Source organism: Planctobacterium sp. R6 (assembly GCF_055755215.1).
In genome coordinates, this window is record NZ_JBVTQY010000045.1 from 1 (window position 1) to 13,378 (window position 13,378).

Annotated in this window: 10 protein-coding genes; 8 read left to right on the forward strand and 2 right to left on the reverse strand. The window is 47.4% G+C overall.

Annotation, left to right across the window (positions count from 1 at the left end; translation table 11 throughout):
* Positions 1–98 precede the first annotated feature (98 nt).
* The 5 genes from AC0J20_RS19895 to AC0J20_RS19915 are packed head-to-tail and all read left to right on the forward strand — an operon-like array spanning position 99 to position 6,706.
* Positions 99–449 (forward strand): hypothetical protein, encoded by a 351-nt coding sequence (locus AC0J20_RS19895; protein WP_473023072.1) that lies wholly within the window; start codon positions 99–101, stop codon positions 447–449.
* A 31-nt stretch (positions 450–480) separates the two neighbouring features.
* The gene (locus tag AC0J20_RS19900) at positions 481–2,154 is read left to right on the forward strand and encodes a hypothetical protein (protein ID WP_473023073.1); all 1,674 of its coding nucleotides are present in this window, start codon (positions 481–483) and stop codon (positions 2,152–2,154) included.
* 7 nt (positions 2,155–2,161) lie between these two features.
* Positions 2,162–4,966, forward strand: coding sequence for a ligand-binding sensor domain-containing protein (locus AC0J20_RS19905; protein WP_473023074.1), 2,805 nt, complete (start codon positions 2,162–2,164; stop codon positions 4,964–4,966).
* Between the two features lie 13 nt (positions 4,967–4,979).
* Positions 4,980–5,798: a hypothetical protein gene (locus AC0J20_RS19910; protein ID WP_473023075.1), complete on the forward strand. Its 819-nt coding sequence runs from the start codon at positions 4,980–4,982 to the stop codon at positions 5,796–5,798.
* Entirely contained in the window at positions 5,774–6,706 is a 933-nt protein-coding gene (locus AC0J20_RS19915) for a glycosyltransferase family 2 protein (RefSeq protein WP_473023076.1), read from the forward strand. Before AC0J20_RS19910 ends, AC0J20_RS19915 begins: the two co-directional genes overlap by 25 nt.
* An 8-nt stretch (positions 6,707–6,714) precedes the next feature.
* On the opposite strand, the gene AC0J20_RS19920 is transcribed toward AC0J20_RS19915, so the two are convergent.
* Positions 6,715–7,641 carry a LysR family transcriptional regulator gene (locus tag AC0J20_RS19920; protein ID WP_473023077.1) on the reverse strand — a complete coding sequence of 309 codons (927 nt, stop codon included), beginning with the start codon at positions 7,639–7,641 and terminating at the stop codon, positions 6,715–6,717.
* A gap of 80 nt (positions 7,642–7,721) precedes the next feature.
* On the opposite strand from AC0J20_RS19920, the gene AC0J20_RS19925 reads away from it, so the two are divergent.
* Genes AC0J20_RS19925 through AC0J20_RS19935 form a run of 3 tightly spaced genes read left to right on the forward strand, consistent with a single transcriptional unit; the run spans position 7,722 to position 9,941 of the window.
* Positions 7,722–8,741, forward strand: a complete 1,020-nt coding sequence (locus AC0J20_RS19925; RefSeq protein ID WP_229528327.1) for a Gfo/Idh/MocA family protein — start codon at positions 7,722–7,724, stop codon at positions 8,739–8,741.
* A 17-nt stretch (positions 8,742–8,758) separates the two neighbouring features.
* Positions 8,759–9,043: a putative quinol monooxygenase gene (locus tag AC0J20_RS19930; protein WP_229528326.1), complete on the forward strand. Its 285-nt coding sequence runs from the start codon at positions 8,759–8,761 to the stop codon at positions 9,041–9,043.
* Between the two features lie 10 nt (positions 9,044–9,053).
* Entirely contained in the window at positions 9,054–9,941 is an 888-nt protein-coding gene (locus tag AC0J20_RS19935; RefSeq protein ID WP_473023078.1) for an aldo/keto reductase, read from the forward strand.
* Positions 9,942–10,085: 144 nt separating this feature from the next.
* Here the strand turns inward: AC0J20_RS19935 and AC0J20_RS19940 are convergent, their stop codons facing one another.
* Entirely contained in the window at positions 10,086–12,911 is a 2,826-nt protein-coding gene (locus AC0J20_RS19940) for a bifunctional aconitate hydratase 2/2-methylisocitrate dehydratase (RefSeq protein WP_473023079.1), read from the reverse strand.
* Positions 12,912–13,378 lie beyond the last annotated feature (467 nt).

Below are 13,378 nucleotides of genomic sequence, written 5' to 3' on the forward strand. Positions count from 1 at the left end.
GTTTCACTCAAACCTGTCATCCACCCCCTGTCTAACAATACGAAAAACTGAGGCGACAACTATCCTGACACAGGGGGCTGGAAAACAACACCGATCTGGTGTCCATCAATAAATCCATTCTGTCGAAACTGGCCAAAGGCGATCTGCGGGGTAATTACCTGCAGGTGGGCGGTATCTGGTCGGCAAAAGGTCAAATCCCAACCGGGTATCCGGATATGTTCCCACCCAGTGCCCATAATGATCCAACAGATACCTACTTCCGCGGTTCCCTATTTCTGGCAAATACAACAATGGAAACCTTTTTCCAGTATCAAAATAATATCGATGGTGCGGTATTTCACGCCAATTGTTTCTCTTGTCATAACTCAGGTAAGGACCAAATCGCAACGAACGTAAGCCACATATTCGAAGCATTACAGCCACTCGAAGCACGTAACACAAAACAGTAGAACTTTTAGCAACCCACTACAGGTGAATGAAATGAAACAGACGTCAATCAGGATATTGAGCGTATCAATTTTAAGTGCCGCGTTAGCCGCTGGCTCTGCATACGCAGGTTACAATGGAAAAGGTGGTGTCGACGATGGCAGTGCCATTACCGCCTCAGAATTAACCCTCAACGGCTATCAGTTTCCCAATGAACTGGTGGCCAATGCCAGTCAAACCCAATTAGCTAATCACGCCTGGCGGTTATTTATCGCCGCAAACCAGCCAACCACGGCAACACTGCAAAGCGGCGCAGGCAGGACTAAACCCGACGCCACACGAAACTTCAATGATACTGACGGCTATCAACCGCAAGCCAACCCCACAGTATGGCAGAGCTTTTATCACAGAGCAGAAGCGTTTCCTTATTACAAGGCAGATGGTACCAAACCGAATTCTCCCGCAAATCAAACGCCCACGTATTACTATTATTTGGGTGAAAGCAATAACAACAGAACTGCGACACAAAAGGTCATCACAGGCGCAAATTATGTCAACCTGGATGAAAATAATCAGGTTAGCCAAAACATGCTGTACTACAGCCACGGCAATGATCCGGATTTCCCGGTGTTGTTTATGGCCAAAGTCAACGATGTAGAACTGAATTACGTCTGGGATATCAACGCGCCACGATTTGCGCCATCCAGCCTGGAATTTCCACACCCGGTTGTCACCGGTGATCAGGCCAGTACAGTTTCCACGATAGAGGTGAAATCTGCCTGGCGCCGGGTCAGTGATATGAAAAATGTCGACCCCACTAAGTTCCACCAGGTGGAAGCCACTTATTACATGGGTAACGCTGAAGATTATGCACCTGTCACCGATAAGTTTGCGCTAATCGCATTGCACATCATTCAGAAAACCAACAATTACCAAACCTTTATCTTTACCACCTTTGAACATGTGGATGCAGTGGTGACTTCAGAAGGTAAAATCATCGATCCGGAAATTGATTTGTCGTATACAACTCTAGCCTACGGTGACGACTCACCTGCACAAACCAATGCCTATGGTGCCTACTCAGTGAACGCCTCTGGACAATCTGGTGCGGCTAACGTGCGCACAGATTATACTTTACCTGCAGCAGGCGCAGCCGACGATTCCAGATTTCCGGTGAAGCGTTTAAAAACCATCAGCTCAGAAGTGAATGACGTGAACAATCAGGTGGCAGCGCTGATGCCTGCAGATTCGGTCTGGCGCAACTATCGCCTTAAAGGCGTACAAGCCGTTCCAACCAGTTATCCAGACAACAATGGCACTGTGCCGCTTGATTACTATCTGGCCAATATCGTAGTAGAAAGTAGCCAACCGGGCCTGCAATTGTTCACAGGAACTGTGGTGAATCCAAACGAAAGTAATCAGGAAACCTTTACCAACAACCGCGCTTTACCCGGCAACGACAAAGGCGCTGCGGGTCCTAATGTGTCTCCGGCACCGCAAAACAACACTATCGGTGCGGCCAAATGGACCATGGGCGGCTGCATGGGTTGTCATGGCAATGCACAGGTGGCAGGACAAGACATGAGCTTTTTGGGTTTTGGTATTGGCGGCAACGGCTTTTTCGTAGACCCCGTAGCTTCGTCAGATTTGACCCAAAAAGAGCGAGAAGCCTATTACGACGATCTGATGAATCGCAAAGCGACATCGCTACAACAGTCGATGAAGTAGGTCTACTATGATGAATGCCACGCCCATTGATATTCAGTTTTTTGCTGCCGGTATTGCTAACGCGAAAGCAACCGCTGTACTGGAAGATGAACACAACGGATTTTACATAGCAACATCCGGCAGTGGTGTCAGCTATTTTCAACCTGACTTACATCGCTGGCAAACATTCACTGAAGTTGATGGGTTGGCGAATCCCGATATTCGCGCCATGTTAAAAACCCGGCGCAACAGGATTTGGTTTGGCACGGCAGACGGCTCCAGTTGCTACTGCCCTGCAACCAGGACCTGGACCAGTCTGTTTGTGTCGGACGGGTTGCCTGATAATGCCGTCTGGTCACTGCTGGAGGATGCCCACCAAAATATTTGGTTTGGCACTAACGGCGGTGGTATCGCAGTGCTGGCGAACGGGGCCGACTTGTCCCGCCTGTCATCCGAAGACTGGACCATCTACAACACCCAAAATGGTTTAACCGGCAATAATATTAATGCATTGCATCAGGACCAATTCGGCAACATATGGGCCGGTACCACCCAGGGGGTTTCCTGTTATGAATCTGCCAGTCAACAATGGGTCCACTACCTGAAAAACACCTCCATCAACGCCATTACCAGCGACCGGGATAACAAGGTTTGGTTTGCCACCAATCAGGGATTAATTTGTTATTACAGTCATGATGAACACTGGCAAACGTTCAATACCCAGTCCGGTTTAGGTTCTGATACGGTACAAACGCTTTCATGGTCTGAAACGGGTGGACTGTGGGCCGGAACCCGAAACGGCATTAGCAAGTTCCTCGGTGACAGCAACTACGCGACAGGAGCCAGTGCTTTCCTGACGTTAACGCAAGCAGATGGGTTAACTGACAACATGGTTTGGGGGCTTTTTCAGGATTCCAGGAACACCCTCTGGATTGCGACCTGGGGGGGCGGTGTCAGTCGCTACACCCCGGGGCAGCAAACCTGGCAAACCTATACAACACCGTCTGAATTCGCTGACACCTACACCATGTCAGTGATTAAAAGTGGCACTAAACACGTTTGGATTGGTACCTGGGGAGCAATCAGTCGCTACAATCTTGAAAATGGCGAATGGTTGACTCTCAGTAGTGCCGACAACCTGCCAAACAACAATGTGCAGTGTCTTGCGCAATTGCGGGAAAATGAAGTCTGGGTTGGTGCGTATGGTGGACTTATACATTACAACATCGACACCCAAACATGGCGTTTCTACACAAAAGATAACGGATTAACCAGTAACAACGTAACGGCTTTGCTTGCGAACAAAGCAGACAAAAAACTATACATTGGCACCGACAAAGGCCTTTGTTGCTGGTCGGAGTCAGCGCAAAGCATAGCGGCAATTCATGGCTCCGAGTTTGCCCAAAAATCAATATCAGCGATTTATTCTGATCAGACTGACAATCTTTGGATAGCAACGAACAATGGGCTGTTTCAACAAGAGTCCCGCGATCATTGGATTCAGTACAGCAAAGACAATGGTCTGCCATCGCAAAACGTCACAGCAATCGCAGTGGACTCAGAGGGAACAGCCTGGGTCGGCACAGACAAAGGACTTTGCTACCGACGACGGGGTGGTCAGCAGTTTGCAACAATCGCCACACTCACCACAGAAGTTAGTTCTATCGCAATTGCAGATAATAATGTTTGGATTGCAGACAGTACCGGCACACTGTATCGCCTGAATGGTTTATCCACAGAACAGCTTGCAATCAACGATTTTGGTGCCGATCCCTTAACCTCACTGGCCTTCGACGAGCAAGGCGACCTGTGGATTGCATCGCAGGGAGGCGGGGTATTCTGGTTATCACTGCGTGGAAAAGGGGCCGGCTACCTGCAGAATTTCACAGCGGGTGCCCAGCACTTTGCGACAGAATTTGCCGTAAATTCCCCCTGGATTGTAACCGGCCGTCCGGAATCTGTTGCCGCAGCACAAAGCAGCAATAAGGTTGCCGTTACCATAGAAGTAGCACACCGCCCTTTCCTGTCTATGGCACAGCAGGAGGAAAACCCGTTTGTTTGGGTTGGCTCTGATGAAGAGGGCCTGTACATAGAAGCGTTAAATTCACACCATGTCGCGATTGCACCTGACAAAGAGAATCGCATAAACGGCCTGCCCTCAAGACATATTACGGATCTGTCCAACCCGGTTAATCAGGGTATCTGGGTTGGCACCCGCTGTGGACTGGCCAGGGTCAATCAACAAACCCAAAAAGCCGAAAAAACCTATTCTTACCCGGCAATACCATCAGGACCGGTCAGCGCCATTGCAACCAACCCACAAGCGCAAACCCTGGTGGCATTTAATAATATAAACCCAGCCCGATTTCAGGATCATACTGCCGCTGCAAGACGAGAAAAGACCAGTCTGTGGCTGGCGACCAGCCATGTAGAGGAATTACAACTCAGCGGCGAAGACCTTTCCGATTTTGAGAATGCGCATGTTTTGACTATTTACTCCGTCGACGAGAGCAACTTTTGGTTGGGAACCGATGTTGGCTTGTTTAACCTTGCTTTGGATAACCATCTGATCACACGTATCGATTCTGTACCCGCCGATACCAGTGTGACCCGAATTAGCGCAAGCCCTGGCACCCAAATAGCAGTTTTAGCCTTTGACAATAGATCAAACAAACCGGCTGTTTTCTGGTCCGGTAACGCGCTGTCATCTCCGCTGGCGGCAAAACAGCTACCGGCATCCCTTATCGCCATAAGCAACATGGCTTTCGATAATAATTCGGATACCTTGTATGCCTGTGTTGGCTGCAACGTTTTTCGACTGAACCCCCAATAACAATGAGAATTCTATGCAACTATTTTGTGCGCCAACATATCCCGATAAAGAGCCCTATGGTCTTGCTGTGATACTCCATCATCTGGACTACTCGGTAACCTTAACACCGGATAATCCGTTTGATGCCGCCGTATTATGGGAAGATGAAACCTTTTTAAAGGTCCCTGACATCCTTAAAGAGATAGCGCAATCCAAACCTGTCATCAATATCGATTGCATCGATATCAGCAAACAATATGTGGAAAACACAATTTTCCGACTTTTCGGTCATACCACCTTTGTAAACCCAATGAAATATGAAGGCAAGTGTATATTCAAACCAGATGGCAATGCTGTCAGACATGGGTTTGTGGTGGACTGCCCGGTGGATGAGATACAGGAAGATTGGGTATACCAGCGCATCATTGAAACCAGAGAAAATGGTTTTCAAATTGAATATCGCATTCCGGTTATTCTGGGCGAGATCCCACTGGTTTATGTATCGCAGCGGGATTACCCCACCGACGATATCCGCCAATGCAAGCGACATAAATTAACCCCCATGCCTGCCACGGACGTGTTAAGTCCACAGGAAATCCAAAATATGTTGCTGTTTAGCAAAACCATCGGCATGGATCTCGGTGAGCTGGACGTTATGCGCTGTAAGCAGAGTGGTGAGCTTTACATCATCGATGCCAATAAAACGGCCGCAGGCTATGGACTGGAAAACCGGGCCTGCTGGAGTCCAGGAGATCGCAAAAAAGTTATTGCGATACTTGCCCGGGTGTTCGAAAAGAATTTAATGCAACGAATCAAGGAATATGAACAATGCACCACTCAAAAAGCGGGATAAATACACACTACGTCAACGGTTTAGTGTCCGTGATCATCCCCACTCACAACCGGGCACAGTTGCTACAGGCCACTTTAGATTCGGTGGTGCAACAGTCGTATCGCCCCATCGAAATACTCATCATGGACGACGCTTCACAGGATGATACCCGGGAAGTTGTGGAGCAATTCAGAAAGCGATGGGGTTCCCCAGAATTGCGTATCCATTATCAGTATCATCAATACTGCAATGCCAGTTTGTGCCGCAACGCAGGATTGCGTCTCTGCCGGGGAGAATTTATCCAGTTTCTGGATTCTGATGATGTCATTCACCCTGAGAAACTGAATAAGCAGGTGGCACAGTTAAACGCAGAAGCCCTGGATTTTGTCTGGTCTCCAACCATTCAGTTTTCTGAGCAGCCGGACTGGCAAAGTCCGGTGTACGTGGGAGGGCGAAAAAGTTACTCCTGCCATGATGAGCTGGTGATTGCCTTTATCAACAAAAGCCAGTGGCGAACAGATTCGGGATTGTTCAGACGTTCAGCCTGTATCAAAACCGGGCTCTGGTCTGCTATCAGTATGTTTCAGGATTGGGATTACCACATCAGGTTACTGGCCTGGCGTCCCAAAGTAGCACAACTCAACCACAGTTTGTCTGCCGCCAGACAACACAGCCAGGGACGCATTGGTGACAAGTGGGGCAACGGTTCCGGTCTGGATGGCGCATTAAAAGCACTCAGCAATATTACCGATGCCACCATGTTTTCACTCAAAAGCAATTGCGATTGGCAAAATGCCATATTGACCCGGGCCACAGAGATTGTGCAGCAATCCCGGAAAACCAATAACCGGGCGGTCGCAATTAAGGCTTCAGAGTTTATCGACCTGTTTTTATCCTCCACCATAGTCCAGGAAAAGTCTGCTGTGTAAAAACCGGATTATGGCGGTGTCATTATGTGTTTGATCACGGATCTCAACCATTTGCGCAGTGGGTCCTGGTGAGTACGCTCATGCCAAATCTGCACGTAATCCACTTTCGCCAGCGCAATCGGACAATCATAATAAACAAAGTTGTTGTTGCGCTTAACAGCGATATCGGCAACCGGTTTAACACAGGTAAACAACAAGTCTTTTTGTTGCGCAAGTAAATCCAGTGGCGCCAGGAAACTTGAATATCCGGCAAGCACCTTACGCGTTTTGCCCAGGCCTTTCAGGATCTCATCCACTTTACCCTCCAACGCGCCACTTAAGGTGACAATAACGTGCTGACAGGCAATATACTCTTCCAGATTGAGCCCGGCTTTTATCCTGGGGTTTTCTTTGTGAGCGAGTACAACAAACGCATGAGAACACAAAAATTGTTGATAAAACCCACCGGGAATATCATTGAAAAATCCTGCGATCGCAATATCACATTGGCCATTTTGCAACGCTTCTTTTGGCAGCTTTCCGTGCGTGTCACGCAATGCAACTTGCAGGTTTGGGGCTTCCTGACGGGTTCGCCCCAACAATTCAGATATCAGGATATGTTCCACCAGATCGGTGGAATACAGGGTTACTTTATCTGTGCTTTGCAGGAAGTCACTCTGCCCGAGTTCCTGATACAGACCTTCCAGTTCCCGCACCAGGCGTTGCACAGATGGTGCATAGGTTTCGGCAGTCGGGGTGACAGTCAGGCCACGAGCAGCCCGCACAAATAGCGGATCATTGAATTCCTGACGCAGTTTATTCAGCCTGTGACTGAGGGCAGGTTGACTTAACGCCAACCGCTCAGCGGCACGGGTTAAATTACGTTCTTCGTAAAGCACGCTGAACACCAACAACGCATTGAGGTCCCGGGCAAAGACATTCAATTTTTTAATCACTCATATGAAAACAATTCATTTCAAGAATATCAAAGACTATCCCACAATGGCACCACAGTTTCACTTTGAGCACATAGAGTATGAATAACCTAAACATTGGAATTATCGGTTCCGGCATGATTGCCGGTGTCATCGTTGACGCCATTCGACAATCCAGCAATGCCACCATAGCCGGCGTTACCAGTCGCCGCTATGAATCAGCACAAGCCTTTGCCACACAACACAACATTGCCAGGGTGTTTACCAGTACCGCGCAAATGTTAGCCTCGGGTGAAGTTGATGCCGTATATGTGGCGACACCTACATCTGTAAAAGAGGAAATTGCAATTGCAGCAGCTAATGTACAAAAGCACCTACTGGTTGATAAACCCTTTGTCAGCCTGGCCTCATTAGAACGTATTGTAGCTGCAGCTAAGCAAAACAAAGTGGCCTTTATGGATGCGACACACTTTACTCATCATCCGCGCAGCAAGTTCCTCAGCGGAACGGGATTGGAGTCGGAGATTGGGTCTCCGCAGGCACTGCGCAGCAGTTTCTTTTTTCCGTTCATGGATAAAACCAACATTCGCTTTGACCCGTCAAAAGAGCCTACAGGGGCTGTCGGTGATATGGCCTGGTATTCAATGCGAGCGATCACTGAATACCTTAAGCCTGAAACGGCAGTCAATAAAGTCAGTGGCAGCCTGGTCCGAGATCCGGAAACCGGCGCAATTATACGTGGTAGTGGTCATATTGCGTTTGAAGACGGAAAAACCAGTACTTTCGACTTTGGATACAACGCAGGCGTATGTGTCATGGATCTGGATGTACTGGGACAGACTGGCATGATTCACATGGATGATTTTGTATTGGACTGGCATTCCGGATTTGCGTTTAACGATGCAACTCACAAGGTTGGGTATGTTAAGCGCACGGCAATGCAAACGCCGGCAGAATGGCAGTACAAATCCACCTCATCGGAAAAGCCGCAGGCAGTTTATCTGATCGAGAACTTTGCCAGTATTGCCCGTGATCCCATTGGCAAGGCAGCGCAGCATAGTATGGCATTGGCCATTCAAACTCAGGCCTTATTGGAAGGTTATTGGCAAGCGGTTAAATAATTCAGGAGAACACAAACATGTTAACAGTGATAGCACGGCCAACCGTTGATCCGGCAAAACTGGCAGACGTAAAAGAGGCCATGTTGGAGCTGGTAACTGCTTCCAGAAAAGAAGCAGGTTGCCTTTTATATGAATTGCACCAGGACAATGAACACAGCAACCGATTCACCTTCATTGAACTTTGGAGCAATCGCGAAGCATGGCAAACACATATGCAAAATGAAGCAATAACTGCTTTTAACAAGAAAATCTCAGGTGCAATCATCAATTTTGAATTGCAGGAAATGACAAAAATTGCCTAACGGAGAATTTATGACAACCCCATCGATACAATTTAATAATGGATTGACCATTCCTCAAATTGGTTTTGGCACTGCCGCAATCGGTCAGTGGCAACAGGATGATGCTTATGTTAAAGATGTTGTATTAAGTGCCATTGAAGCTGGCTATCGCCATATCGATACCGCTTCGGTATATGGCAATGAACGCAGTGTCGGACAAGCGATAAAAGAATCCGGCATACCGCGCGAAGCATTCTTTGTCACCACTAAAGTTTGGGATAGCGAGCAAGGTCGCCAACAAACCAGCGCGGCTTTGCATCGTTCACTGGAGCGATTGCAACTGGACTACGTTGACCTCTATCTGGTGCATTGGCCCAACCCGACTATGACACAACCTACCTGGCAAGCAATGGAGCAGTTACAGGCTGATGGCTACCTTCGTTCCTTAGGGTTATCAAATTTCAGACAATCGGATATAGAACAGATTCTGAGCTTTGCTGAGGTAAAACCGGTGTACAACCAACTTGAAGTTCACCCCTACCTGCAACAACGCGATCTGACCCGCTACTGTGAATCACAAGGAATAGTGGTGTCTTGCTGGTCACCTTTGGGATCAGGCAGTTGGAGTGGTGTCGCGGTTGAAGAAAAACCGGTGTCAGATAGCGTTATTCAGAAAATTGCTAAAAACCATGGCGTGTCCAGCGCGCAAGTCATCCTGAAATGGGACCTGCAACAAGGGCGGATCATTATTCCAAAATCGGAAACGTTGAAAAACATTGAAAGTAATTTAAGGCCTGGGGGCTTTGAGCTGGACGACAACGAATTAACCGCTATAAACGCCTTGGATAAAGGTCGTCGATATGGTGCAGATCCCGATACCGCCTTCAAAGACAACCTGAATATTAAGGTTCCGGATTGACGTCAGGCATTGAATGAGGAGCACAGTAGTTAGTGGTCATCATGACCGCTAACACGGGGGCAGAATATAATCCGGTAACCCATGCAGCAAATCCGCAGTGGCTACCGAATTAATCATTATGATAAACCGATAACTGCGGTGTAATTACACCGCGTTTTGGTCAATAACCTTTACCGGTACATCAGGCTGAAACTTAGGCTTAGCACTGAGTTCTTCAACCGGCGGCGCAAAATCAGTCAATTTAATCCCTCTGACTGCATTTTTGTATTCCTCAATACTGGGAGTACGCCCCAGAATAGTCGACAAGACCACCACAGGTGTTGAAGCAAGCAGCGACTCGCCTTTCTTCTCTTCAGTGTCTTCTACTACCCTGCCCTGGAACAAACGGGTTGATGTCGCCAGCACAGTGTCGCCTTTTTCCGCTTTTTCCTGGTTACCCATACAAAGGTTACATCCGGGACGCTCAAGGTACATGATATTCTCATATTGAGTTCGCGCCGCTTCTTTTGGTTTCGCATCATCAAACTCAAAGCCGGAGTATTTCTTAAGCAGTTCCCAGTCGCCTTCGGCTTTTAACTCGTCCACGATATTATAGGTAGGTGGCGCAATCACCAATGGTGCTTTGAATTCTACGCTACCATTTTGGTCTTCCAGGTTTTTCAGCATTTGGGAAATGATCTTCATATCCCCTTTGTGAACCATACAAGAACCAACAAAGCCCAAATCTACCTGCTTAACACCGCCATAGTAGGAGATTGGTCTGATGGTATCGTGGGTATAACGCTTGGATACATCCTCGTTGTTAACATCCGGATCAGCAATCATTGGCTCATCAATCTGATCCAAATCTACCACTACTTCAGCGAAGTATTTGGCGCTTTCATCAGGTGCCAGCGCCGGGTTTTCACCTGACTTAATTTCTGCGATGCGTTTATCAGCCAGTGAAATTAGGTGATTAAGCGTTCCGGCTTCGTTTTCCATGCCCTTGTTGATCATGATTTGGATACGGCTCTTGGCCAGCTCTAGTGAGGCAATAAGGGTGTCATCTTCTGAAATACAGATTGACGCTTTAGCCTTCATTTCTGCAGTCCAGTCAGTAAAGGTAAACGCCTGGTCAGCAAGTAAGGTTCCGATATGTACTTCAATAACGCGTCCCTGGAACACGTTCTCACCATACTGCTTTAACATCTGTGCCTGAGTAGCATGTACAACATCACGGAAATCCATGTGATCTTTCATTTCACCTTTAAAGGTTACCTTGACAGATTCCGGGATTGGCATGGTAGCTTCGCCAGTGGCCAGTGCCAGCGCAACCGTACCCGAGTCGGCACCAAACGCTACACCTTTTGACATTCGGGTATGGGAGTCACCACCGATGATAATAGCCCAGTCATCCACAGTGATATCATTCAGTACCTTGTGGATTACATCGGTCATGGCGTGGTAAACACCCTTAGGATCACGCGCAGTGATCAGACCGAACTTGTTCATGAACTTCATTAATTTAGGAATATTTGCCTGCGCCTTTTTATCCCAAACAGACGCAGTGTGACAGCCTGACTGATAGGCTCCGTCAACGCTCGGAGATATAACAGTAGCCGCCATGGCTTCCAGTTCCTGAGAAGTCATCAGTCCGGTGGTATCCTGGGAGCCAACAATGTTGACTCTGACCCGTACATCTGAACCAGCGTGCAGGGCTTCCTCAGACAGCACACCCACCGCATTTTTGTTGAAAATTTTCTCAACGGCGGTAAGCCCTTGTCCCGGATTGGAAATTTCTTTAGAGGGTGCAAACACCATCGGCGGCTCTACGCCCAGAGTTTCTGCCGCAAAGGTTTGTAGCTTTTTACCAAAGACAATGGCATAAGAGCCACCAGCCTTCATAAACTCGACTTTTTGGGGCGTAAACGAAGAAGAAATATCCACCAGCTCTTTGTCGCCGCTGTAGAGTTTTTTCTCTTTAGTGTTGATTGTCAGCGTTGTACCGGTGGCTACCGAATAGACTTCTTCCAGGATCGGATCGCCATTGGCGTCCAGTACCGGCTTGCCATTGTCATCCAGTTTTTTGACCCAGTTTTTCAGGTCAATGCCGATACCGCCGGTTACACCAACAGTGGTTAAAAAGATAGGGGAAATACCATTTGTGCCTGCCACGACAGGGGCAATATTCACAAAGGGCACATAGGGGCTGGCCTGTTTACCGGCCCAAAGAGCCACGTTATTTACCCCTGACATTCTGGAAGAACCAACGCCCATGGTGCCTTTTTCAGCGATCAACATCACTTTTTTATCAGGGTGTTGTTTTTGCAGTTCCTGAATTTCGGCTTGTGCTTCCGGAGAAATCATACATTTGCCGTGTAATTCACGGTCTGAACGAGAGTGGGCTTGATTACCGGGTGACAGAAGATCTGTTGAGATATCACCTTCCGCGGCAATGTAAGTCACGACATCAATCTTCTCATCAATGTCTGGCAACTTAGTAAAAAATTCTGCTTTAGCGTAACTTTCCAGTATATCCTTGACGATTTCATTGCCCGCTTTATAAGCGGTTTCCAATCGTTCAGTATCGGCTTCGTACAAAAACACCTGGGTTTTTAATACTTCTGCCGCAGGTTTGGCAACGCTAAGATCGTCACTTAACGCAAGGTCCAAAAGCACTTCGATAGAAGGGCCGCCTTTCATGTGTGACAATAATTCAAAGGCGAATTCGGGAGTTATTTCCTGAACATCAACCTCTCCAAGAATGATTTCTTTCAAAAATTTCGCTTTTACACCCGCAGCACTTGTTGTACCTGGCAGTGTATTGTAAATCAAAAATTGCAGTGAATCGTCGCGATCCGGATGCGCAGCATCTTTGATTTGGTCAATAATTTCCGCCAGTAATTCAGCACTGTCAATCGGCTTAGGATGCAGGCCAAGTTCCTGTTTACGGGTTTCGATTTCTTTGGAATATTCGGAATACAAGCTCATTAAAAAAACTCATGGAGATAAGTTAAAAAGATGGCGCATAGGATACCTGATTTTTAGCCCGTGAGTAAGCATTAGACTAATGCGCATCATTCAGCGAATTTATGATCCAGCAAATCAATCTATTACGTTGTTTTTAAAGGATTTTTCATTTTTACAAAGGCAAAAAAAACACCACCCAATTGATAATAGTTTTCATTATCACAAGTACAGTTCAAAACTGCTTAAATTAACACCACGCCGGGCGGCGGTTAAGCACTGCTGTCCACTACTCTGTTATCGCCATTCTGACGTTTCCCGTTCACATCGATTTCATCTTTGCTGACACAGTCTCGATAAGAAACAGATTCCAATACATAAATTGGTAGCATGCTTTACCATTTGTGTATTATTAATCAAAGATTTATTGAACCACAAACCGCCTTGCCGCATGCGTCCAAAGGTTACTTGCCTATGTTCGAGGTAAGCCA

What these genes read in the sequence shown, in the direction of transcription:
- AC0J20_RS19900 (WP_473023073.1), top strand. Translation starts at nt 481, where the DNA reads ATGAAACAGACGTCAATCAGGATATTGAGCGTATCAATTTTAAGTGCC.
- AC0J20_RS19905 (WP_473023074.1), top strand. Translation starts at nt 2,162, where the DNA reads ATGATGAATGCCACGCCCATTGATATTCAGTTTTTTGCTGCCGGTATT.
- AC0J20_RS19910 (WP_473023075.1), top strand. Translation starts at nt 4,980, where the DNA reads ATGCAACTATTTTGTGCGCCAACATATCCCGATAAAGAGCCCTATGGT.
- AC0J20_RS19915 (WP_473023076.1), top strand. Translation starts at nt 5,774, where the DNA reads ATGCACCACTCAAAAAGCGGGATAAATACACACTACGTCAACGGTTTA.
- AC0J20_RS19925 (WP_229528327.1), top strand. Translation starts at nt 7,722, where the DNA reads ATGAATAACCTAAACATTGGAATTATCGGTTCCGGCATGATTGCCGGT.
- AC0J20_RS19930 (WP_229528326.1), top strand. Translation starts at nt 8,759, where the DNA reads ATGTTAACAGTGATAGCACGGCCAACCGTTGATCCGGCAAAACTGGCA.
- AC0J20_RS19935 (WP_473023078.1), top strand. Translation starts at nt 9,054, where the DNA reads ATGACAACCCCATCGATACAATTTAATAATGGATTGACCATTCCTCAA.
- AC0J20_RS19940 (WP_473023079.1), bottom strand. Translation starts at nt 12,911, where the DNA reads ATGAGCTTGTATTCCGAATATTCCAAAGAAATCGAAACCCGTAAACAG.